The organism is Rhodococcus sp. 21391, from assembly GCF_016772255.1.
GTDB classification, from domain to species: domain Bacteria; phylum Actinomycetota; class Actinomycetes; order Mycobacteriales; family Mycobacteriaceae; genus Rhodococcus_F; species Rhodococcus_F opacus.
In genome coordinates, this window is record NZ_CP063782.1 from 1,123,046 (window position 1) to 1,144,040 (window position 20,995).

24 protein-coding genes and 1 pseudogene are annotated in these 20,995 nt (G+C 63.5%); 11 read left to right on the forward strand and 14 right to left on the reverse strand.

Going from position 1 to position 20,995, the window contains the following annotated elements; genetic code table 11:
* Positions 1 to 213: 213 nt before the first annotated feature.
* Positions 214 to 573, forward strand: a complete 360-nt coding sequence (locus GO592_RS40115) for a hypothetical protein (protein WP_202715243.1) — start codon at positions 214 to 216, stop codon at positions 571 to 573.
* A gap of 650 nt (positions 574 to 1,223) precedes the next feature.
* Here the strand turns inward: GO592_RS40115 and GO592_RS40120 are convergent.
* The 3 genes and pseudogenes from GO592_RS40120 to GO592_RS40130 form a co-directional block, all read right to left on the reverse strand.
* Positions 1,224 to 1,427, reverse strand: a pseudogene (locus GO592_RS40120) (cold shock domain-containing protein); the annotation flags it as partial.
* Positions 1,428 to 1,557: 130 nt separating this feature from the next.
* Entirely contained in the window at positions 1,558 to 2,235 is a 678-nt protein-coding gene (locus GO592_RS40125) for a hypothetical protein (protein ID WP_157234223.1), read from the reverse strand.
* Positions 2,236 to 3,581: 1,346 nt separating this feature from the next.
* Positions 3,582 to 3,908 (reverse strand): hypothetical protein, encoded by a 327-nt coding sequence (locus tag GO592_RS40130; RefSeq protein ID WP_007297284.1) that lies wholly within the window; start codon positions 3,906 to 3,908, stop codon positions 3,582 to 3,584.
* 227 nt (positions 3,909 to 4,135) lie between these two features.
* On the opposite strand from GO592_RS40130, the gene GO592_RS40135 reads away from it, so the two are divergent.
* Positions 4,136 to 4,624, forward strand: a complete 489-nt coding sequence (locus tag GO592_RS40135) for a hypothetical protein (protein WP_007297283.1) — start codon at positions 4,136 to 4,138, stop codon at positions 4,622 to 4,624.
* A gap of 53 nt (positions 4,625 to 4,677) precedes the next feature.
* Here the strand turns inward: GO592_RS40135 and GO592_RS40140 are convergent, their stop codons facing one another.
* The 3 genes from GO592_RS40140 to GO592_RS40150 all read right to left on the reverse strand — a co-directional run bounded on the left by GO592_RS40140 (position 4,678) and on the right by GO592_RS40150 (position 6,620).
* Positions 4,678 to 5,178 carry a hypothetical protein gene (locus GO592_RS40140; RefSeq protein WP_007297282.1) on the reverse strand — a complete coding sequence of 167 codons (501 nt, stop codon included), beginning with the start codon at positions 5,176 to 5,178 and terminating at the stop codon, positions 4,678 to 4,680.
* Between the two features lie 196 nt (positions 5,179 to 5,374).
* Positions 5,375 to 5,671 carry a hypothetical protein gene (locus GO592_RS45390; RefSeq protein ID WP_237720410.1) on the reverse strand — a complete coding sequence of 99 codons (297 nt, stop codon included), beginning with the start codon at positions 5,669 to 5,671 and terminating at the stop codon, positions 5,375 to 5,377.
* A 325-nt stretch (positions 5,672 to 5,996) separates the two neighbouring features.
* Positions 5,997 to 6,620: a hypothetical protein gene (locus GO592_RS40150; RefSeq protein ID WP_157234222.1), complete on the reverse strand. Its 624-nt coding sequence runs from the start codon at positions 6,618 to 6,620 to the stop codon at positions 5,997 to 5,999.
* A gap of 464 nt (positions 6,621 to 7,084) precedes the next feature.
* Between GO592_RS40150 and GO592_RS40155 the strand changes: the two genes are divergently transcribed.
* The 7 genes from GO592_RS40155 to GO592_RS40185 all read left to right on the forward strand — a co-directional run bounded on the left by GO592_RS40155 (position 7,085) and on the right by GO592_RS40185 (position 12,311).
* Positions 7,085 to 7,846 (forward strand): hypothetical protein, encoded by a 762-nt coding sequence (locus GO592_RS40155; protein WP_237737263.1) that lies wholly within the window; start codon positions 7,085 to 7,087, stop codon positions 7,844 to 7,846.
* A 123-nt stretch (positions 7,847 to 7,969) separates the two neighbouring features.
* Positions 7,970 to 8,929 carry a barstar family protein gene (locus GO592_RS40160; protein WP_237720535.1) on the forward strand — a complete coding sequence of 320 codons (960 nt, stop codon included), beginning with the start codon at positions 7,970 to 7,972 and terminating at the stop codon, positions 8,927 to 8,929.
* A 538-nt stretch (positions 8,930 to 9,467) separates the two neighbouring features.
* On the forward strand, positions 9,468 to 9,623 hold the full coding sequence (locus GO592_RS40165) for a hypothetical protein (RefSeq protein WP_162130652.1): 156 nt from the start codon (positions 9,468 to 9,470) through the stop codon (positions 9,621 to 9,623).
* Between the two features lie 164 nt (positions 9,624 to 9,787).
* The gene (locus tag GO592_RS40170) at positions 9,788 to 11,089 is read left to right on the forward strand and encodes a ribbon-helix-helix protein, CopG family (RefSeq protein WP_039952266.1); all 1,302 of its coding nucleotides are present in this window, start codon (positions 9,788 to 9,790) and stop codon (positions 11,087 to 11,089) included.
* Between the two features lie 42 nt (positions 11,090 to 11,131).
* Positions 11,132 to 11,470: a hypothetical protein gene (locus GO592_RS40175; protein WP_007299337.1), complete on the forward strand. Its 339-nt coding sequence runs from the start codon at positions 11,132 to 11,134 to the stop codon at positions 11,468 to 11,470.
* A 147-nt stretch (positions 11,471 to 11,617) separates the two neighbouring features.
* The gene (locus GO592_RS40180) at positions 11,618 to 11,965 is read left to right on the forward strand and encodes a histone-like nucleoid-structuring protein Lsr2 (RefSeq protein WP_007299336.1); all 348 of its coding nucleotides are present in this window, start codon (positions 11,618 to 11,620) and stop codon (positions 11,963 to 11,965) included.
* Between the two features lie 109 nt (positions 11,966 to 12,074).
* Positions 12,075 to 12,311 (forward strand): hypothetical protein, encoded by a 237-nt coding sequence (locus GO592_RS40185; RefSeq protein ID WP_007299335.1) that lies wholly within the window; start codon positions 12,075 to 12,077, stop codon positions 12,309 to 12,311.
* Positions 12,312 to 12,408: 97 nt separating this feature from the next.
* On the opposite strand, the gene GO592_RS40190 is transcribed toward GO592_RS40185, so the two are convergent.
* The 4 genes from GO592_RS40190 to GO592_RS40205 form a co-directional block, all read right to left on the reverse strand.
* The gene (locus tag GO592_RS40190) at positions 12,409 to 12,945 is read right to left on the reverse strand and encodes a hypothetical protein (protein ID WP_157234305.1); all 537 of its coding nucleotides are present in this window, start codon (positions 12,943 to 12,945) and stop codon (positions 12,409 to 12,411) included.
* Positions 12,946 to 13,147: 202 nt separating this feature from the next.
* A complete protein-coding gene (locus GO592_RS40195; protein WP_007299332.1) occupies positions 13,148 to 14,095 on the reverse strand; it encodes a phospholipase D family protein in 948 nt (315 codons plus the stop codon).
* Between the two features lie 170 nt (positions 14,096 to 14,265).
* Positions 14,266 to 15,099, reverse strand: a complete 834-nt coding sequence (locus tag GO592_RS45395; RefSeq protein WP_007299331.1) for a hypothetical protein — start codon at positions 15,097 to 15,099, stop codon at positions 14,266 to 14,268.
* Between the two features lie 540 nt (positions 15,100 to 15,639).
* Complete coding sequence (locus GO592_RS40205) at positions 15,640 to 16,140, reverse strand: hypothetical protein (RefSeq protein WP_007299330.1); 501 nt, start codon at positions 16,138 to 16,140, stop codon at positions 15,640 to 15,642.
* 131 nt (positions 16,141 to 16,271) lie between these two features.
* On the opposite strand from GO592_RS40205, the gene GO592_RS40210 reads away from it, so the two are divergent.
* On the forward strand, positions 16,272 to 16,457 hold the full coding sequence (locus tag GO592_RS40210; RefSeq protein WP_007299329.1) for a hypothetical protein: 186 nt from the start codon (positions 16,272 to 16,274) through the stop codon (positions 16,455 to 16,457).
* A 31-nt stretch (positions 16,458 to 16,488) separates the two neighbouring features.
* Here the strand turns inward: GO592_RS40210 and GO592_RS40215 are convergent, their stop codons facing one another.
* From GO592_RS40215 to GO592_RS46390, 3 genes are all read right to left on the reverse strand, one after another.
* The gene (locus tag GO592_RS40215) at positions 16,489 to 16,791 is read right to left on the reverse strand and encodes a hypothetical protein (protein WP_007299328.1); all 303 of its coding nucleotides are present in this window, start codon (positions 16,789 to 16,791) and stop codon (positions 16,489 to 16,491) included.
* Between the two features lie 102 nt (positions 16,792 to 16,893).
* On the reverse strand, positions 16,894 to 17,028 hold the full coding sequence (locus GO592_RS46385) for a hypothetical protein (protein WP_337460055.1): 135 nt from the start codon (positions 17,026 to 17,028) through the stop codon (positions 16,894 to 16,896).
* Positions 17,029 to 17,094: 66 nt separating this feature from the next.
* Positions 17,095 to 17,313 carry a hypothetical protein gene (locus tag GO592_RS46390; protein WP_050998667.1) on the reverse strand — a complete coding sequence of 73 codons (219 nt, stop codon included), beginning with the start codon at positions 17,311 to 17,313 and terminating at the stop codon, positions 17,095 to 17,097.
* A 1,082-nt stretch (positions 17,314 to 18,395) separates the two neighbouring features.
* On the opposite strand from GO592_RS46390, the gene GO592_RS40225 reads away from it, so the two are divergent.
* Entirely contained in the window at positions 18,396 to 18,560 is a 165-nt protein-coding gene (locus GO592_RS40225) for a hypothetical protein (protein ID WP_157234304.1), read from the forward strand.
* 576 nt (positions 18,561 to 19,136) lie between these two features.
* Here GO592_RS40225 and aspS read toward each other — a convergent pair.
* Positions 19,137 to 20,426, reverse strand: coding sequence for an aspartate--tRNA(Asn) ligase (gene aspS, locus GO592_RS40230; RefSeq protein WP_039952263.1), 1,290 nt, complete (start codon positions 20,424 to 20,426; stop codon positions 19,137 to 19,139).
* Positions 20,427 to 20,995: the final 569 nt, after the last annotated feature.

Genomic DNA, 20,995 nt, shown 5'->3' on the forward strand with positions numbered 1-20,995 from the left:
ACTCGTCACTTTCGCCGCGACGCATGGACGGCACGCATACCGACATCTTTCCCTTCAACAGCAGCGGCGGCGGAGCCGGCGGCGGCGGGGTGTAAGTCCCCCCGGCAACTCGGACCTCGCCCTGCGCTCGTCGATATCGGCCCTCCGGTCAGCGATCGATGAGCGGGCACAGATCGGCAATCGAAAAGTGAGAGGCACCGATATGGTTTGGTGGTGGCCGAAATTGCCAGCCGGCGCCGCACCCAACCACCGCCGCCTCACATCGTCTACGAAGCCCTCACCGACCCTGACCGTGACCCCGTTCGTCGGTGGCTGATCCTGCACAACGACGAACAACGTCCCACGATCGCAGAAGCGGTCGAGCCGAACCTCGTCGTATGGACTTCGATCTGGCCGTGGCGTCCGGACGCACGGATTCGCTTCGACATCGGTGGCCCACCCCACGGCAGCACCACTCTGTCCTGGACGTTGATCGTCGACGACCCGGTCCCGGACGGGGAGACGACCGTCCGCATGCGCAAGCGAGTGAACGAACTCATCAACGCGAACCTGCGCTTCACGTTCGGGCAATAGTCAGCCGATCGGGATTGATGACCGTTTACCGATCGCTGATCGGCAATCCCGTACTGCGTGTTCGTTCCTTACTGCCGGCTCAAGTTCTCCAAGGCATTCGAGGCTTGGGCACGGAGTGAAACCACTACCGTTATGTCGTGGCGTGGTTGCTATTTCTTGCCCTCGGAGTCGTGGCATTGGTCGCGCGTGTGGTCTTGCCGAGGCGCGCACGACTCGAGCGGGCCCCTGGGTTTCCTTGGTTCTGGGTGGCCTTCCCCCCGTTACGTGCCTCGCGGTCGCCGCCGCGGTGGGCGCTTTCACTGCCTGGCCCCATGCAGTGAGCGGAATGAGGAGTTTCTGGTGGGATCTGTCCACCCCGGACAAGGCACACGGAATGCAATTCCTGTCGAGTGAGCAGTACCACCGGTTTGTCACGATGGGGAGGGCGAGGCAGGTGCTCCCCGTAGTAGCCGTAGCGGGGATCGTCTGGTGCGTCTGGACGTGGCGTCGAGGACGCGTGTGAGTCAGACCGTCTCTGGCCTGGGGCGTTGCGATCCATTCCGTGTCGCAGTCCCGACAATCCCGGCCTCCGATAGAGGAACCTGCACCGGGACGAGGTGGCGTCCCAGCGCATGCCGGCGGCAGTCCGCCCTCATTCCATAAGCGGATCGTTAATCGGCTTGGACAGGTCGTACCTGAGTGGCCACGAATGCGAAGCCCTCTACCGCGCCGGTTGGCTTCTGCCACTCGAAGTCGACCTCTTGGCCAGGGTCGAGCGCTCGGAATCCATCGATTTCGACTTCACTGAAATGCACCCAGCAGCCACCGGGGGTCTGCACACAGTCGATGGCGCCCCACCCGTCTTCTCTCTTCCAGAACCGGACAACGCGCCCCGTGAAGTCATCTCCCGATGATGCAGGAAGTTGCGCCGGTCAGCGATCGCTGACCGGGTCACTGATCGTCTGCGGGAAGAGTGCACACCAGGACGGGGGTACCGCCCGGAGGTCAGGGCCGACGCCCATACCAATGGATGCCGTCTGGCTCGGGCTCGTATGGCTGTGGGACGTAACACGGGCTGAACTCGCCAGTGTGCCAAGCGTTAGCAACTGCGCTCGCATCAGCCGGTGTGAATGTCCTCCGCAGAGTGGGGAGATGTTGCTGCCACCCCACGAGGTAGCACTCCTCACGGAACCACACTCGCACTATTAGCGTCATCCAGGATTCGGCCCATTCCAGCTTCTCGATCTCGTACACGCCAGCATCGAAAGGTCGAAGAGTTAACAACTGTGTCAGTCGAGAGAGAAACCGCATCTCCCAGTCGACCTGGTCGAAGTCGCCATACCTGGCAGTCTCCATCTCTGGCCAGCCTTCGGGGATGGTGCCCGCTACTGGCGAACCGACAGCTCTGCTCTCGAGCTCCGTGATGCGGCTCCTCAACCGCTCGATAGTCCCTCGAACACTCTCGATGATCTCGACTTTGCTCTTTTCCATCATGGGTGTCTCCATGACGTCGTACAACCGTTGCCAGAGCTGAGTATTCGACTTGCGGTGGGCGTCGAACGTGGCTTGCAAAGTCAGCACCTGAACTTCTGCCGGTACTTGCTGCTTTACCTCTGGTCCGTGGGGCGGCAACTCTTGTCCCAACCAGGGCGACCACGCCCATCGGGCTTCAGCCTCGGTCATTCTGGAGAGTCTTTCCAGCAACGTGCGACAGGCGACGGGCGAGGAAAGAACCTGCTCAAGACATCGGTGGTAGTCCGGGGGCTGCATTTGCTTGTGTTCGGGCATTGGGCATCGCTCCCAAGTACTCCGTCCGGAGACGAAGAGACCGACTCTACACCTGATCTCGAGGAGCACGCGTGGCGATGACGATGCCCAGATGCATCGCTGCCGGTAACGACTCGGCCGCAGTTCTGATAGCGGAACTGCGGCTGGAACGAGATCGGCGTCCAGCACGTGCCCGCAGTGGTCGGCGCTTGTCCCCGAATGGGGATCGTTGTCAGGTCACGGGGTGGCGGTTGACGTCGATATCGATGGCTATATCGACTCGCCGGATAGGGCGTATGGCGAACCCAACGAGATTAAGTATTCATGACCATATGAGATGGTAAACTCAACGCATGCTGGCGGCGGATGAGTGTTTTCTGTCAATTTATGGCACTCTCCGCCGCCACTCATGGTTAGACGCTAATACGGGTGACGAAAATGGGCACAGCCTGTTTGACTCGTTTGGTGAGTCACTGGGGTGGGGAAACTGCTCAGGTCCTCTACCTGCAGTGAATACCGTGCTGTGGTACTTATATGACGCGGGATGGAATTGGTCCGACGAAGCGGAACGCCATCCCGACCACTTATTATGGGTTCATACTGGACTGTCGCCTCTAGCGAAACAAACCGGCCTCCCGATATTCCAGATGAGTGTATGTGCGGAAAGGGTCCTGCAGCGGGTAGGAATCGCAACCCTCACTGGAGTTCAGATGATGCTTCCAGCAGGAAAGGCACCCGCACGTCAACCGTCGCCTCTAAGGCATATCCTCGGCGTCTCGGATCCAGCAAGACCAGTCGATATCCAATTTGAAATTGAGGGCGGAGAAGATGACACATGCGTACGCAACGCGGATCAGATTATCTCCGCGTTTAATTCGGCCACCAGCTGGCAAGGTATTCAATTCCACGAGTATCAGGTTTTACGAGACACTTCGTATCTCCTACTAGAGCCTGGAAACATGACGCGCGAAGGATGGCTGGGGAAAAGTGTTGGCCGGATAGCCGGTCGGGTATCGATTCCGGAGTTCTCGCTAGACATATTCAGCTATATCACCGCGCAGCTAGCCTGGGAGTGCCAACAGCTAGGAGTTCCAGGTTCCATACTCGTTACCGCGCGTCTTTGATATTGGCGAAATTATAGTTACTGATCGCATCCAAATTTGCAAAAATAGATGAAGGAAACTGGTTGTGAGACGGATGACCGGTCAGCGATCCGCTTCCGGCACGTCGCGCGATCTCGATCTGGTCGATTCCTTGGAGGGTCAGCTCGCTTGCTGCTTCAGGTCGCGGTAGTGGGTGTGTGCCTTCGCTGCGAGGAGCCAAAAAGGTGCTGTGTCATCGGCATCTACGAGGTAGCCGTTCTTCTTTCCGTCCGAGAGGTACTGCTCACGTACCCAGTCCTCCATCCCTTCGGGTGACTGGTCAGGCAGACCGTAGAGCACCGCGAGTGCCCGTTTGAGCTGATCGTCGTCGATGGTCATCGCCTGACGCTGCTTTCGCAGCCACAGCGCCTTGCTGCTCTCGCCAGCGCGATGCAACTGTGCGACGCGCATCGCTAGCTCCAGCACGAATGGTTGGTTCTGATTCATGATTCCTCCCGTACCTTGCCTCGATCGTATGAGCAACTTGCATCGTTTGGACGAGTAATTGCGCCTAGACGTGGGAGGCGATGATCCGTCAGTCACTGATTGGGCATCGCAAACGGAAACCGCGCTCGAACACCACTTCGTCCCTGTACAGGTTCCGCTACCGGAACGCCTGGCGTGCAATCAGGCAATGACACCGGCGGTCAGCTCGGACGCGCGAAGATAGCGTTATGCCGATCCAGGACTTGTGGAATCAGGACAGTTTGGTGTGGCACTTCGGCTTGCTCGACGGAGGCCCCGCGATCGGGTCTGATCACGACGTCGAGGCGCCGCAGGTATGGGTGCATGCCCTCGAAGCCGTCGCCCGCGATCTGCGATGCCTGCGATACGGACGCGACGTACGGTTGGACGGATTGGTGTGGGAGCTTGCCGTTAACGGCGACTACGCCGTCACCATCGGCTGGCAGGGCGTACACGGCATCAGTGGGTTCGCCCGCTGCGACGGATTGTCGATGGATGCTCCGTTCAATGAGGCCGCGGTCTGGGTGGCCGATACCGTTCAGTCAGACCTCGCCGGCTACGACTTCGTGCAATGGCCCTCGCAGGGACAACACATGCTGCTGCCGCGCAAGCGCGACGATGGTCCGGTTTGGATCGATCCCCATACCGACGACACGGTTGCCGCCATTGGTGCGCTATGTCAGCACATCGACCGGTAGGGCAAGACTCTGGTCGAGTCGCTGAAGGATCCACCAACGGTCGTCGGATTCCACTAAGGCAGAGGAATGATCGCGCCGGCAAGCTCTGACGGGTCAGGAAGCACCAGGTGCGTGGTCACCGGTTCGAGCCCGACCTCGGGCCACTCAGCGATCAGCGGCAGGTTCCGGGTCTGCGGTAACCCGGTCACTTCGTACAGGTACTCCCGCTGGTAAAAGTCCTGGCTGTCGTACCAACCGCGACTGTCACTACGAAGCACTGGTTGGAGAATCGGATCTTCGAGTGCACGAAGTCGCATCGGACGACCATGCACCTGGCCGGCACGGCGTTTACCCGTCTCAGGATCGATGACAGACGGCGCGGTGTATTGGCGTCTCATCGCTTCGGCGTGAATGCCGCTGCCGACGACCGTCACCGCGACCTCGAGCCCAACCGAGTAAGCCATGATCGAGCGCAACCCGACCGTGACACCCTCGGCACGGGCGAGTAGCGCTGGACCATGCGCGATCGCACCGATCTCCTTGCCGTTCGAGGGGTCGATCATGAACCAGGCCATGTCCGGATCCTGACACACCCTTATTGCGAGGCGACCGAAAAGCAGTCGATGATGTCCGCCTGGCGGACTGTCAACGGCGTTCCCAACGGGGAACCACCAGCGGGACGAGATCGGCGCGACCGCATGTCCGGCCGTGTCGACGCTCGTCCCGGAACGGGATCGCTGACCGGTCACCGGACCGGACAGTCGGAGCTCGCTAACAGGCTCCGGTAATTGGGCAGGCCCAACTCCGGGCGATCTTCCACGTACCGTCCTCGGCGACGAACGTCACCGGGCCTACGTCACCAGGAGGATTTCCGTCGACGGCTACCTGCCCACGGGCGGATACTTCACCCTCACCGGTGCTGGTAACCGAGGTGAATTCGACGGTCAGTTTCTCCTGGACGAAGCGTTGGGCGAGAGCCGGATCGTACTCGCTCTCCCCCTGGAATAGCTTCACACGATCGGCCAACCGAACGTCGTAATCGAGCGCGGTCTCGACGAGGGCAGTCAACTCGGCCGGTGTCGGGTCCGCGGTAGCCGAAACCTCGGGTGCAGCTGCTGCGAATGATGTTGATTGCTCGCCGACTGATGATTCAGAGGCATCGCCGCCGCTGTCCGAGCCGCATCCGGATAGCAGACCGGCAGTGACCGCCGCTCCCGTGAGTAGCGCCGGGACGAGCCGAGACGTCATCAGAATCCTTTGGACGCGAGGGACTGGTGGTCGGTGGTACTGACCCACTATGTCAGCTTCGCTAGGTGAACTGCCGAACGCATCGATTCCCCATCGATCCGTGTACGGGACCAATTCGCGTTGCAAGCGAGTGGAGCCGTTGCGCCTATCTCGGCGTTTGCACAGGATCGGAATTGGTCGCAGATCCGGGATTGCCCAAATCGAATGGGATCTGATCGGCTATCGCCGCGCGCATCCTGTCTATTGCGTCGGGTTCCGGCGCCTGGAGTCCTGGACTAGTGACAGCGTGTCTTGCGGCTTCGGCCTCATCAGGAGCGAGTTCCTCGGCCCTGCCGGCGATCGAATACCAGTCTTCCGCAGCCATATAGCCGGTCGAGAACAAATAGGTCGTGCCGACCGACACCAGATCGCCCGTGTTGACCAGGCAACCACGACCGCCCACCTGACTGACGGTAAGGGTGCCCGATGCCGTCCCCTTGAGGCTTTTGATTACCTCAACCTGAAATTGTGTTTCTGGCACTGAACTGAGCAACGACTTTGTGCCGCTTTCCTGCAGCACCGTTCCCACAAAGATGGCATCTGCCCATCCCGCGAGCGCGCGAAGATCGGTCGCGTCGAATGCACTGTCAACGATGATGCTGCACGACGGTGATCCCTCAATCGACCGTCCACTGTCTGGAGGAGTCTGGCTGCAGCTCGAGAGCGCCATCGCCGCCCACAGGGCCCCGGCAATGGCGGGCCACCGAAACCGGCGCAGGTTCGCGGACATCTTGCCAGCGTGTCATATCAGAAGCTGAACCACGCCGTTCACCGATCGGGCAGCCTGGACTGCGAATAGAGCTGAGCGGCTCTGCAGTGAAGGATCGCTGACTGGCTACGGAGCAAGTCGGGCGTGGTGCGTCCGTGTCGTTCGGCCGAAATCGTCGCGGACGTACCAGGCGATCCAGAAGACCTGGAAACACGGCACCGCCAAAATCACCAGCTCAGCTTGTTGGTACGGCGATACTCACCTAGGCCGGTAAGCACAGCCACCAGGATTATGAGTGCAACCGGCACCGCGAGCATGACCACCATCGTCATCACCGCGCACCCCGTCCGTGAGAACCGTCCGTACACCAACCCTACGGTGCGGAAGCCATGCAGAAGGTGGCCGGTTACTGATCCCCTTTCGGTCAGCATCTGTGTCCGATCAATGGCAGTACAGAGCCCTGACGCCTGTGGTGCCATGGACCCATGGCACGAGATCCCGACCCGACTGACGATCAGGACTGGCAAGAGCGCGGACTGCGGATGGCAGCCGATGTCGAGCCCGGGATGTGGATCGTCAAGCACGTGCACCGGTTCAACGAACACGCCATTGCGTCCCTGGTGCCTCCGGTGTTCGCCTCGTACGCCCGAATCTTCCATCCTGCAATGACCATTGACGGCGATCCGATCCGCTGGGCCGACGTCGCTGCCGCCAACGGCACCACGGCGCATCCCGTCATGGAGTGGGGATCGCTTGTGGGAAGCTGGCGCACCCCTGAACAACCGGGGGTATGGCAGGAGGCGCCGGAGCGAGGATCACTGCCGCCTCGGACTGCACGCGCCGTGGTCGGTGTACTCCGACGCTTCACCCAGACATCCGATACCTGCTGGTTTGCCCACTGGGAAGGATCCGGCCGCATCACCGCTCCCGAACACTATCCGCGGCTGCCGATGCCCAGCCGAGAGCACATGGTCCTGTTTTCTGGAGACATCGATCTCGCGGACACTCAATTCGGTGGCGGCATGCTGGGGATGAGTGCGCACCTATGGTGGCCCGAGGATCGCGCATGGTGCGTGGCGACCGACATCGACCTCATGACGACCTACCTCGGTGCGTCAGCCGAATGTGTCGAGGCCGTACTCTCCGCCCCTGAACTTGAAGCACTCCCCGCGGCCCCCGATCAGAAGATCACGTGGGACAGCGACACCATCAACCCGTTGCCTGGAAGCCCATCGTCGGGATTCTGACCTATGCCGCGGTGCGCACCGGTCCACCCGTATGGGGAGGACCGCCGACCGGTCACCGATCCCTCACCGGTTGTCGATCGATGATCGGGCGGATATCAGGGATGGAGCACCTACGCTCAACGCATGGGGCGTAGAGCGGTGTTCGACCCGACCGACCGGGACTTGTTCAACGAGCAGCGGCAACGCTTCGACTGGAGCCTCCTGCAGAACGGAACGGTGTTCCGATATGACACCCGCTTCCAACTGGACAGTGCCGGTAGCCGACTCGCCGACCTCGGGTACGTCGTGCATCGGATCGACGCGCATGATTGGACCTCGGTCGACGACATGTACGACGCTTTCGCCCAGGCAATGGCCTATCCGCGCTCCTACGGTGGCAGCACGAGCGCGTTCAGTGACGTGTTCGCCGATGTCGGCACCTACGTCTTCGGAAGTGATCCCGGGACCACCGGCACCGTCCTGGCGATCGCCGGATTCGACACCCTGGTTAACCTCGACCACCGCACCGCGCACCTAATACTGGACCACTTCGCCCGTGAAGCCCGGTTGGCGGGGCTGTATGCCCATCCGATGTTGTGCCTGGTCGAATCGGTCACCCCCGACCTTGGACCGGTCGGAGGATTCGACGTCTACCGCGGCAGTGTCTGGGACGCAGAACCGGATCCGCCGGATCCCTTTCATCCCGACGACCTCGTCGAATTCGTACTGCAGGTCTATGTAACCGATCCCGCAGGATACGTCGCCGATCTACGACCGGTCTTGTCCGGACTTCTCACGCAGATCGGTCAGTGGCAGGTCCTCGAGCCCATTCTGATCTCCGACCCGACTGCGGTGAGCGATGCCAGACGCAATGCCAGGCATCGTCCCCAACCGCTGCCGCCGGACGCCAGGTTGTGGCAGATCTCCATTGGGATCCGCGGGGAAGGCGACCACACGGAGCTCGGTGACCAGTTGGTGCACGCCCACCACGACGCGGGTCTGCACTTCGAAGGGATGTTCTCGAGGTGCCACGCAACCGGTACCGAGGAACACGAGCGCGCCCTGACCCGATATCCCGAACTCCACGAAGGAACCGACCGATAGCGGAACCTTCAGCGGCGCGTCCCAGTAGGGGGCGTTCACCGGTACCGCTCTGAGCTGGCGAATCGCCGTTTGCCCCGTCCGGTGACATTCCCATTGCCGGGGCGCTCACCGGGTCACTCGCGAGTGGGGCAACTGGGCGACCGCGGACCGCCCCGAAGTCCTCGAAACCTGTCGGGAATCGCCCAGGAATACTGCAGGTTTGGAATACCGCCCTACCGCCAGTCTTCGTGCCCGAATCGTAGAAGACGCCGTCAGCTGAGGAGGAGGAGTAATGATGTCGCTGCAGGAGTTCGTGTGGTGGTTGCTCGGGGACTCGGTGTGGTACGTCCCTATTCCGGGCTTTCGGGAATGGATGGGCTTCGGATAGCGCGTGGTGCGAGCGAAGGGAAGCCGCTGTCGCCTTCCCCGTGACAGCGGCTTCGTTTCCTTCCCAACTTGAAACTTAACAATGCAACGCTGTAAAGGGTGCAGCAGGCGGAGGACGCGCAGAGCCGCATCGACAACTAGGCCGAGCCCACAGGCACCGTGGTGCCGCAGCATGCCGAGAACGGCTTCGGCGTCTACGAATGGGACCGAAGAGCACGGCGTCGTGTTCCGCATGGACCTCGACCAGTTCGGCACCATCGGCGGAGTCCCGGTCAGTCAGTACGCCCCGCCGCCCCCGCCCCCGTACACACCGCTCAACCTCTCCTGAGTCGGTCGCACGCCCGCGCCCCCCAGCACCCACCCCCTCGGGTGCTGGGGCGCACTGCGTTTCGCAGCTGTCGGCTCGCCAGGGTGCAGTGGCCGATTGTGGTGGCGGTGGGTGCCGTGGGGTGCGAATCGAGGTCACCGGACGTACCGGAACAATGGCCGGTGATGAGCGAGACAAACATGGGCCGCGTACCGGTGGGGGATCCGATCCCGCTCCGGTTCGATCCGACCACCAAACAACGCCTCGAGGAGTTAGCCGCCGGCATCGGTCCGCGCCGCTTCGGGGCGCTGGTGCGGGTCGCCGCGCGGCGACTTCTCGCCGACCCCGACCGGGTGCCGGAGGTACTGGACCAGGCGAGGCGCGCCTCCGCCGACGCCCGCCGCATCCCCTGGGCGGAACGACCTCTCGACCTGGACCCCGCCACCAGCACTCGCCTCAACGAACTCGCTCACGAGTTCCACACCGACCGCAGCGCGATCGTCCGCGTCGCACTGCACCGCTTCCTCACCGGGGCAGGACGATTCCGCCACCCGGTGCTCCGCGAAGACGCCCGCACCGATCTGACCTGCCGCATCCGCGTGTACCTCAACGGCTCCACGCTGGTCCGGCTCGAGAAGCTGATCAGCCGCAACGGCGACGCCCTCACCGCGGCGGCGATCCGGGTCGCGGTACGCCGACTCCTCGACGACCCGGGAGACCTCGCCGCCGACCTGGGCGCGATCGGCGCCGTCCGTGACCTGACCCCGGAAGTCCTGGGTCCGCGCACGAACGTGCACTTCGACGACGACCTGCGCGGCCAGCTCGACAACCTTGCCGAACGGTTCGACTCCGATCGCGCCGAACTTATGCGCTTGGCCGCTCGTCAGCTTCTGGCGAACCCGCGAGATCTCGATCAGGCGGTGACCGAGGAGATCTACCGAGGGGGCGCCAACCGGGGCAAGCTCCTCGCCCGAAACACCCGCCGCCAGCAGACCGCTGATCAGGCCACCGCCGTGCCCGCCGTCCGCAAGGCGCCGAGCCCGCAAGGGAACCCGTTCGGCAAACGGCACGTCTTCCGGTTCGACGAGGACACCAAACGCCGCCTCAAGGAGCTGGCGGACGAGTACGGTCCCCGCCGCATGTCTGCGCTGCTCCGGGTTGGGATCCGCAGACTCATCGAGAACCCGGCGGCCGACGAGGCCCTGGCGCAGGCCCGCCGCGTCGCCGCCCCGCCGCGCACAGCCCGGGTCGACGTCGCCCTCGACGACGAACTCCTCGTACACCTCGACGCCCTCGCCGACCGGCTCGGCTCGAACCGTCAGGAACTGGTGTATCTGGCGGCCACACGCATCCTCCGCTTCCACGGCAACATCGAGGACCGGATTCTCGACGAGATGTTCCGCGCCCCGATCAGCCGGAAACACCTACTGGCCAAACACGCCCGCCGCGAGAAAACTCGTCGGACAGACCGCGGTAGCGACACCTGACCTGCGAGAATGGACGGTGGGTCGGGTCCGCACCACCGGAGGATGCCATGTCTTTCGTTTCTGCGCCTCGCCCTCGTCGCGGCCACTGCGGCCGCTGCCCTGTCCCTGACCGCGGCGCCCGCACACGGCGCCCCAGCTCCGAGTGGGTGCGACATACAGTTCTTCGCGGTCGGTGCCATGTCGACCTGTGCACCCGGATCGGTGAATACCCACCAATTGGAACTGGTGTGCTACCCGTTTACCAATCTGATCTATCCCGTCAACACCATCACCGTGTGGGGGCCGGAGGTGCCCACCTTCTTGCCCTCCATCGCACTGTGTCCGCCGCCCATCTACTTCGCGCTCGGCCCCATGGGGGACACCCGGGTGCACACCCGATAGGACCAGCCCCGGCTGCTCCTGCGCCGTACAACCGGTAAGTGACCTGCGGAAATGGCACGTCCCCGGGGTCGGTGCCCCCGATCGGCCGCCGCCGCCAGTAGGGTTCTGCCTGCTGTATCGGCAGAGGACGTGAGAGATCGGGGAACTGTGGCGCGCAAGGTAGTTGTCGAACTGGTCGACGACATCGACGGAACCGTCTTCGGCGAGGACGGGGAGAGCATCACCTTTTCCGTCAACGGGGTGGACTACGAAATTGATCTGAAAGGCAAGCACGCCAGCAAGTTTCACAAGCAGATCGGATTCTTCATCGAGCACGCCACCCGGGTCGGTGGCCGCACACGACGTTCCGATCGTTTCGCGGTCTCGGACGCCCCGCCGCGGCGACGCGGGAACGCCGGGGAGATCCGCGCCTGGGCGGCCGAACAGGGATATGAAATCTCCTCGCGCGGGCGCATTCCCGCCGAGGTCGAGCGGTGGTTCCAGGACGCCCACTGAACGCGAAGGAGCGTTGATGCGATCGCTGCGTAATCCCTGGTAGCGGGCCTCGGTGCGCCGAGCGGCGAGCGAGCATTGGCTGACCACCGGCAGCCGGGGTTTACGTGGCATGACCGGTGAGCCGGTGGAACTCAGCGACACCGAGGCGGCTACCGTCCTCGCTGCCTTGGTCGAAACCACCGGTGGACGGTGGCCGGCCCACCCCGTGCGTATCGCCCGCACGCTCCGCCGACTCGGCATCGACGGCAACACCGAGCAGATGGCCGCCGCCATCACCGCTCTGGTACGCGACCCGGACTGGCCCCACCGCGCCCGCGAGATCACGTCCAGCGCCTCGGACTGGTAAACCGGAGTGGCTCATTCACCTGGGGAGATGACACGTCCCCATCGTGGCGGGGCCGAGGAGATCCATTGCATCTCCTCCGTCCCCAATAGCTCTCTAGTCAGGCGTTCTCGCTCGGCTTGTTCGTCACTTCGCTCACTGCACTCTTGAGCCACCATCGGAGCTTCCGGCTTCCGACCAACCGCGCGCCATCTCCGAACCGGCGTGGTGCCTGCGACGTGAACGGAACCGGATTGCCCTCGACCACGGGCTCTTGCGTCGTACGGTATTCCAGTCCGTAGATCGCATCCAGGATCTCACGGTCATATCCCAGCTCTACCAGCTCATCCTCGGAGATCTCATGGTGATGGAGCGGATCGGGTGCACCATCATTTCCTGCTCGACGATTGAGCTCCTCGTAGAGCCTGACCAGCTCGCCGGCAGCCTCTCCCACCTCGGAATGTCCGCGCAGACGTTCGATAAGGAAGGGCAGCACAGGGATGAGAGCCCTTCCTTCTGCGCGGTCGATCCAATCATCTTCCCAACCGAGGGTTCCATCGGAGTCTGTCTTTGGCTCCCCGAAGAGCTGACGTGCTCCATCGACCGTATATCCCTGGTCGTACAGTTCTTGGGCAGTGATCCACGACTGCTCGGGCATTTCACTCCTGTTCACTCTTGTTACGAGCTTCTCAGTTGGACAGTGGCGCGGTGCTTGGCGCGAAGACAGTGAATCCGCTAGGTGACGGTTTCTCCAAGGACCCCCGCACGCGCTCGGCGTGTCGCTCAGTCGGACCGTAGTCGCGCCAGCTGAAAGTCCGGTCCTCAATGGTCCGATCCGCCGCAGGGTCAGCGGATCCAGGTCAGAGGTTCCAGAGTCGGAGTAGCGCGGCACGCAGGCTGGCAGAGATGATCCGGTGATCGGTGGTCAGCCGGGGATTGGGGTGTCCGAGGTCGGCGAGCTGTTGTTCGGCGTCCGCAACCGCGACCGGCTGCAGATCCGCTCGGACGAGCGGGAGATGGCCAAAGGCTCTGTGGGTGTGAGGTATCGCGATGGCGTCTGAGTCCACGACCGCGGGCGGGTAGATCCATTCGTCGTCGGTGACGAAGATGAGGACATCACCACGCTCAAGGCGGGCACGTCGGTCGCCTGGGCGGAACCATTCGAGTTGATAGGTCGCTGCCGGCCCCGCGGTGGTGGTGTGATGCCGGCGCGCCTGGGTGTCCCAGGTCTGTTGCTCTGTGGCGCTGGGTTCGTACTCGACGATGTGGCGCACGAACATCCGGGAAACCCGTGCCGGAAGGAAATCCAGTTCGGCGCGCACCCGGCCACCGACCCCGGGGATCGGCACCGACCGACCGATCTGCCATTCGGTGCTGGCGTTGTCGAGAAACACCTGATCGACCTCGGTGATCTCCTCAATACCCTCGATGAACGCGCGGACGCCGGTGACGACCTCCGGATCGTCGGTGACGACTACGGCCTCATCGGCGATCGTCGAACTGTGGGAGGCATTCGCGGAGCCGATGACCGCCCGCCGGTCGGTGGCGATCACGTTGGCATGCAGGTTCGGCGACGACAGGACCCGCACACCGGCCTCGACGTAGTACGCAAGCGCAACCGGCGAGGTCACATGCGCGCGCACCGCCGCCCGGGAGGCATTCACCACGAGGAGATCGCCGGCCCGCAAAGGCAGCAGAGTGGGTGCGTCCTCGCCGAGGTAGGCGATCGCGGCGTGCCGGGGTCCGCGTGTGCGGATGGCGCGGGTGATGTGCGGCCAGGGACTCGGCCCGTGAAATGTCGTCCCCATAGGTAGAACGGTAGCGCGGGCGTGATGCGCTGTACCGCTATTGGCTCAGGCCCGGAGCGTACGGTTCAGCGCATGAGGCCAATTGCACCGCCGGTCTCCGCGAAAAGTAGTGATGAACTGCGGATATGACACGTCCCCGTCTCTTCTGGGCGAGGACGACGCATGCCGCCTTACAGCGGCGGCGGCGGTTCGTCGCCGTGGACGAGCTTCCACCACAGGGTCGCGCGCTGACGAGGGATCGGGTCAACGATGATCACGTCGGCCCGATCGGCGGCGGCGAGCATGTAGGGCCGGCGGCGCTCGCGCCATTGCGCGGCGACATCCTCGAGACCGTCGATGCTCATCGGACTGTCGAGGGTCTCGCACGCCAGTTTCAGCCACGGGACGAGGTGGCGTTCGGCTTCCCGGCTGATTCCGTCACCGGCGAGGGCGTTCTCGACGAGGAGACTTGTCAGATCGCGGCGGATCCGCCACCGAAGTTCAGCTTGATCGACAATGCAGGACCGCCCGGCGGTGCGATCGTGGTCGGCGCCGGCCGAGTCACCTGGGGCGGTGCGAAGCCGTCGGGCGGTCGCCCTGCGGGTTATTGCCCCGAACATCTCGGGCCGTTGGTGTTGATCAAGGGTGCGGGCATGGGTACAGACGTCACACAGTTCGGTGAGCGCGGGAAAAGACGGCCGCCGGTGGGTGGCGAGTTGGGCGAGCATGTCGGCGCCGAGCTCTTCGGCGCGGGCGAAGACCTCCAGCCCGTGCCGGTAGCGCATGACCGCGGCGTTCTCCCAGTGGCCGGCGAGTGTGCGCTCGCGGCGGGGGAGCCCAGCGGCAGCAGCGAAGAATCGTTCCTCAGCTACGAGTGCTCTGTTCCGCAACTCGGTGGCTGCGGCATCGCAGCGGTCGGGGGTGATGCCCTGCAGCGGAATCAGCGCTTCCCGGAACTCGTACGCAGCGTAGGCGAGGTTTGAGGGGTTCGACGGGGTGGGCGCGCGTGCGCCTGGTGAGTCCAAGCGCCATGCCGGGAAGCTTAACCGGATGGGTAGGGTCGCGATTGCGCTGCCCGTCGGCCGCGACCGAGCTTGCCGGCCGTGTGAGAATTCGCACCGGCGGCGCCGGGTCGACATCAGTGCTGGTGGTGTCCTATCCGCGTCTGGATTGCTCTTTGACCAGCAGAAATGACACGTCCCTGCCGCGGGATTCGGTGCGCTGGTAGTGTTGTCGCCGCGCTCCCACCCGGGAGATTCCTGAAGTCTGTCGTGGTCGGCTTCAGAAGTGGCAATGAGCTTGTGGCACAACTGTATCCAAGTGCCGCAGCCCTCCCCGGGTGGATCACCGTCTCGATTCCGCCCCGCGGCGTCGTCCTCGATTGTGTGGGGCAGCGGCGACCAGCTTTCTCTGGCAGGGGATCCGATCGAGACGGATGGAGGAACCGCATGAGCGAGCAGCGTGGACGCGACTTCAAGGTCGCCCCCTTCGGAGGTCGCGGAGATCGGACAGCGGAGGAAGCGGCGCCCGCAGACCGTGGTCCAGCTCCCAGCTGGCCGTCCGGGTCAGGCCGTCGTGGGAATGGTGATCTCGGCTCTGCCGTCGATGGCCGATAGTAGGTAATGCGGACAGGTGACCACCTGCCGAGGTACGGGAATCGCCCGGCGGTCGGTGTCGAGGTAGAGGCGGTATGCGAGTTGCCCGCGTCGATGGACGCCGGTTTCCGGGTCGACGGCGCCGAGGAAATAGCCGTGCGCGTTGTCGACGGTCGAGAAGATCGCCCGCGCCCACTCGGCGGGCTCCGCGGGCGGCAGATAGCGTGGCTGGCCCGTCGCCGCGTCGGCGGAGCACACGATGACCGTGACGGCGAACCCGGCTGCCGCGGGGAACCACTCCTCGGCTGCGACCTCGAACGGTGTGATGGAGGTGTGGATGCGCAGCTCGATGTCCGTTCCGGTGCGGGCCGGCGCTGTGATGGTGTGCGGATCCGTCGAGATGTCACCGGTGGCCAAGTTTGGCAGCGTCTTGTCGGTGTCGGCGCGGATGCTGTCGGGATCAGCGGACATGGGGCAAGGGTACGGGGCGCAGAAACGCGGCCGGCGGGGTGACGGCGATTCATCCCGACCGACGACTGATCCGGAAGAATGGGGTTTTGACCTGCAGTGACGACAGGTCCCCTGACGGAAGGACTGGGCAGGTGAATGCGGGTGACCGCGTCAAGGTGCATGCCGACGCCACCTCGGAGTTCGTCATCGTGAGCATCGACGGCGAGGACGCGGTGATCGAGTCGGTGCGCGATGACGTCCTGGTCGGTTCCCCTTCGATGCCCGCCTTGAGCGATTGGTCCCGGTCGAGTCCTGACCCGGTCAGAAATGCCGTTTGAACAGTGGAGATGATACGTCCCCTCGCGTGGGTTATCGCCCGCTCGTCGCGGCGATAGCGTCGGTGATCTGCCCGCGCTGCTCGGCGGTCAGGTCGCGGACCCGGGCGTCGTCGGCGATGCCGAGCATGACCATCACCCCGGCCGGCCCGATCCCGGATCCACGCATGTACGTGGTGAGGACGTCAGTGATGAGTAGGTTGGCGGCGATCCGGTCGCGTCGGCGGTACAACAGTGATGTCAGCGGTATGTCGCCGGACAGTAGGTCGTCGGTTCTTCTCTGCCGCAGGGCGTTCAAGCTGACGACCCTCTGGTCGTCGGGTTCAGGTGTCAGCACTGGGATTCCTTTCGTTGGCAGGCAGAAACGGCGGATCAGGATCAGGCGCAGGGGGTGGTGTTCGCGCCGGCCCGGCCTAACGTGTTCGGCCCGCGCTCAGCATCAGTTGCCTAGACGCCGCGGCCGGCGGGTAGCGAAGACCGCGACGGAGCCGACGACGGTGATCTCGACCTCCTCGAACACGGCGGCCAGGGACGTGTGCAGACCATCGAGGTCGTCGCCGCGGTTGTGAAACAACTTGAGCGGCCCGTTGTAGAGGTGGTTCAGGGCGCGGCTGAGAGGAGTGTGAGCGCCACCACCTGGTTAGGTGGCGTGCTGGAGGTACCAGCCGGTTCCGGGGCCGATGTCGAGGTGCCGGTCACCGAGGTGGGAGTTGTAGTGCGCGAGCAGGCGTTCGCTGGGGCACCGCCAGACGAGGGTGTTGCTCCACCGCAGCACGACGGTCTCGTACACCGACAGCAGTGCCCGACTGTATGGGGCAGCGCCGGCCTTCTCCGCCTGTGTGATCGCACTTGCAGACATGCGTGTTCCCCCTCGTTGCTTGCGTGATGGCGTTTCCCCCGCCATCACTGATCGTAAACGGCGCCGATTCCAGGTACTCGGTCATTCGTCTGCCGCGATGTGCCGCGGCGTGTTCGGGAAGGTCACCCGTGCCATTAGTGCCTACGTGCGGGGAAGAATTCGTGAACTGCGGAAACAGCACGTCCCTCGATCCGGGTGGTCCGGACTTCGATGTCGGTAGGGACTGGATTCGACAGGGGGCCGACGGATCACGGTGCGGTGCCGGAATACTACTGAGGTGACAAAGGTCGAATTGGTGTTGGCTCTTGCCGTAGGTGTTGCGGGGTTGCTGTCTGTTTGTTCGCTTTGGCGTACATGATCGGGCGTACCGAAGCGATACGTCGATGACCTCACCGGTCGCCAGGTCCTCGATCAGTTCTGGTGGCCGGCGTTTGTTCTGCGACAACTGCACCACGGGATGACTACTGCGGACAGCAAGTGATGAGGCCGCGCCACCGGTGGTGACGATTGACGATGACTGATCACCGCGTGGTTGCTGAGGGAAACGCAGATGGTCGACTTCTCATCTGAGCGTCGTGTGGGCCGTGTGACACCTGTCTGGCGCCTGTGGGTGCTCCTGCCGACAATGCCCGGTTCGACGAAGGGCCCACTGACGGTCAAGTCGCCGGCGAACAGTGTCAGCCGCGCGCGGGCCTCCGGTGAGTCCACACTCTGTTCGCCACTCGGCTGTTGCGGTTCGGTCCGGTCGGCGGTCGCCGAGGATCTGCGACGAATGAACGTGAACATGGGGTGTCCTGTCGGTGTGAGGGCAGACCGAGCTGGCGCTCCACCAGCGGCGGATCGTGTGTCATGTGTCGTCGATCCTAGGGGCGGCACCGACTGTCATCGCGTCCCGCCCACGTCGTGCGGAATCCCGTCTCGATTCGCAGACGGGCCGTTGGGTCCGGCGCACCATCGTCTGTCGACGGCTATGGTCTGGTTGCGCATCGGATGCTTCACTCCGGCGGTGGAGTGTGCGGTGCGGGAACAGTGCCTGACCGGGGCGGGATGCGAAGCAGCGGTGAAAACAAGTGGAGGGTCTTGTGATCGAGGTTTATTTAAAGGACATGATCGAGTGTGCGGCTGATGCGCTCGACCGCATCAACGAAGCACCGGAAGGTGAGGATCGGGCGCCGACCGCGCGGCCGTACTACGACGTCGACGGGCGGAAGGTCTCTCCGACAGACGGCGCCCGGATCGCTGGCTAACGAATTTGGGAATCAGTCAACGGGATGCACTACCAGACTTCCCACCGACCGGTACAGGCGCGGATCGAGGAGCTGGAAGATCTCAGGGAGCAACTGAATGTGGCGATAGACCATGCAGTGACCGAACTTTCGGGTCTGCTGGACCCTGCGCTCCGGACTGGATCGAACCGGACCAGCTAATTTCGGTGGCTGGACGGCGCGGGAGTACGGCACTGGTTTGGTCACCGGATTGCTGCCCCCGCGGTAGACCCGCGTTGCGGTTGGGTCCGAGCGTGGCAGGCCATCAATTGGGACAACTCATGCCTGCCACGCTTCGTCTTTTTGTGGGAGCCGGAGGCCTAGAACACGTTCTCAGGGTCCGGCCGGTAGATGGCCGCAATTCCACAACTACCGCCGCAGACAGACCCGCTGCCACGGTGCAGGAGCGGCGTGTCCACGCAGTCCGCGAGACACGTGGACGTAGATTTCCTGATCGACCCGGTATCGGCAACTGCCACATCTGGACTGGTTGATTGAGTTCATCCTTGTCGCCCGGGCGGCGTGCGAGTCGCTTTCGGCTCGCACGCCGCCGGCTACTCATGGGCGGAGCCGGTGGATATCCCGGGGGAAGAGGGTGGCGTACCGGATGTTGTCTGCTTCGAGTAGGCGCGTCACCCACCGTTCGAGGCCGATGGCGAAGCCGCCGTGTGGGGGCATCCCATGTCCCATCGCTTCGAGATACGGGGCGTACTCGGCCGGGTCCTCACCACGGGTGATCAGTGCTGCGGTGTAGTCGGTGTAGTTGTGCAGGCGTTGCCCACCGGTGACGAGCTCGAGACCACGAAAGAGCAGGTCGAATGAGTTGGTCCACCGCAGGTCGCCGGGCTGAGGGTGGGTGTAGAACGGCCGCTTGACGGCCGGATACCCCTCGACGGCAATAAAGTCCGAGTCGAACTGCGACTTTGCCCACTTCCCGAGCAGACGCTCGTGTTCGGGAGCCAGGTCGGGCTCATCCGGCGGGGCGCCGACGAGGTCGAGGGCCTCGGCGAAGTGTATGACCGGGATTTGTTCGGGCACGACCGGCAGCTCGGCGCCCACGGTGTCTACGGCGGGGCCGGCGGTGTCGCGGATCTGCTCGATCATGGCGGCGAGGGTGTCCCGCAGCAGGGCCAGGACATCGCGGTGGTCGTCGATAAACCCGAATTCGGCGTCGAGGGAGACGTATTCCGCGAGGTGTCGGGCGGTGTCGTGGGGCTCGGCGCGGAAGACTGGGCCGATTTCGTAGACCCGCTCGAAGACTCCAGTGAGGACCTGTTTGTAGAGCTGGGGTGATTGCGCGAGGTAGGCGGTCTTCCCGAAGTAGTCCAGCGTGAACACGTTGGCCCCGGATTCGGTGGACTGGTCGACGATCTTCGGGGTGGTGACCTCGGTGAACCCGACGCTGTCGAGATGGCGCCGGAACCCGGCCATTGAGGCGGCGGCGATCTTCCACACAGCCTGACGCGTGGGGTGGCGCCAGGTCAGTGCCGCGTGATCGAGGACGGTGGGCAGGGTGGCGTTGAGTGTCGGTCGCCACAACTCGATAGGTTGCGGCTGCGACGGCGCACTCAGGGCGCTGACGGTCGGATCGAGGATCTCGACTCCGCCGGGCGCCTTCCCGTTCTCGGTCAACGTCCCGGTGACGCGGACAACGGTTTCCTCCGGCAGCTGCGTGATGTGGTCGCGGACCGTGGGATCGGTGATCACGACCTGCGCGTACCCGGACCGGTCACGGACAATGACGAACGTGACGGTCGCGAGTTGCCGGCGCCGGTGAATCCACCCCTCCACGGTCACCGATTCGGTGCCAGTGAGTGCGGGTAGTGCTGAACAAAGGCTGCGTGACATCAGATTTCACCTCCTGGTTGCTGTCCCCGGGAGGTGTGGGCGATCGGGTTCGTCGCGGTGCCACCACACCTTCGCAACCTCACCTTCGGCTGCCTCTGATGGTCGAGTTTGTTGATCGGTGACCGGCCGACGCGGCTCGGAGTTCGTCACACTCGTCGCAGCCGCATTAGGAACCATAGCCGGTTAATCGCGCACTGTCATGCGCTGAGGGTGACATAACGGCCGTCAAGCCTTGGCAAGCTGGCATCCGGATTAGCTGTTATCGGTCGTCTCAAACAGATGGCGCTCAGGCGAAGAAGGCACGATAACGGGTTGCAATTGAGAGTCGTCGAGCGACTGATGGCGACGGCAATTGAAGCCCATCGCGTCGGCGCAACCTGTGGGATGCGTCGTTCGGGAAGCGTGACAACGGCTTCGAGGATTGCTTGTGTTGGATCGATTGACAAATGATGCCGAATGGTTTGTTATTGCGATGCGGCATACCCGACCGTCAGGGGTTGGTATCCGCCGGGCCTGGGCGGTAGGACGCGTGGGGATGGGGGATTTTCTTGTGAGAAGGAAGAAGTCGA

Bases quoted from the DNA above. Each gene is read 5' to 3' on its own strand.
- GO592_RS40160 (WP_237720535.1), top strand. From the start codon at position 7,970: ATGGGGCGTAGAGCGGTGTTCGACCCGACCGACCGGGACTTGTTCAAC.
- GO592_RS40175 (WP_007299337.1), top strand. From the start codon at position 11,132: ATGCCATGTCTTTCGTTTCTGCGCCTCGCCCTCGTCGCGGCCACTGCG.
- GO592_RS40140 (WP_007297282.1), bottom strand. From the start codon at position 5,178: ATGGCCTGGTTCATGATCGACCCCTCGAACGGCAAGGAGATCGGTGCG.
- GO592_RS40135 (WP_007297283.1), top strand. From the start codon at position 4,136: ATGCCGATCCAGGACTTGTGGAATCAGGACAGTTTGGTGTGGCACTTC.
- GO592_RS40195 (WP_007299332.1), bottom strand. From the start codon at position 14,095: ATGGGGACGACATTTCACGGGCCGAGTCCCTGGCCGCACATCACCCGC.
- GO592_RS40170 (WP_039952266.1), top strand. From the start codon at position 9,788: ATGAGCGAGACAAACATGGGCCGCGTACCGGTGGGGGATCCGATCCCG.
- GO592_RS40165 (WP_162130652.1), top strand. From the start codon at position 9,468: ATGCCGAGAACGGCTTCGGCGTCTACGAATGGGACCGAAGAGCACGGC.
- GO592_RS46390 (WP_050998667.1), bottom strand. From the start codon at position 17,313: ATGTCTGCAAGTGCGATCACACAGGCGGAGAAGGCCGGCGCTGCCCCA.
- GO592_RS40190 (WP_157234305.1), bottom strand. From the start codon at position 12,945: ATGCCCGAGCAGTCGTGGATCACTGCCCAAGAACTGTACGACCAGGGA.
- aspS (WP_039952263.1), bottom strand. From the start codon at position 20,426: ATGTCACGCAGCCTTTGTTCAGCACTACCCGCACTCACTGGCACCGAA.
- GO592_RS40155 (WP_237737263.1), top strand. From the start codon at position 7,085: ATGGCACGAGATCCCGACCCGACTGACGATCAGGACTGGCAAGAGCGC.
- GO592_RS40150 (WP_157234222.1), bottom strand. From the start codon at position 6,620: ATGTCCGCGAACCTGCGCCGGTTTCGGTGGCCCGCCATTGCCGGGGCC.
- GO592_RS40205 (WP_007299330.1), bottom strand. From the start codon at position 16,140: ATGTCCGCTGATCCCGACAGCATCCGCGCCGACACCGACAAGACGCTG.
- GO592_RS40185 (WP_007299335.1), top strand. From the start codon at position 12,075: ATGACCGGTGAGCCGGTGGAACTCAGCGACACCGAGGCGGCTACCGTC.
- GO592_RS40125 (WP_157234223.1), bottom strand. From the start codon at position 2,235: ATGACCGAGGCTGAAGCCCGATGGGCGTGGTCGCCCTGGTTGGGACAA.
- GO592_RS40130 (WP_007297284.1), bottom strand. From the start codon at position 3,908: ATGAATCAGAACCAACCATTCGTGCTGGAGCTAGCGATGCGCGTCGCA.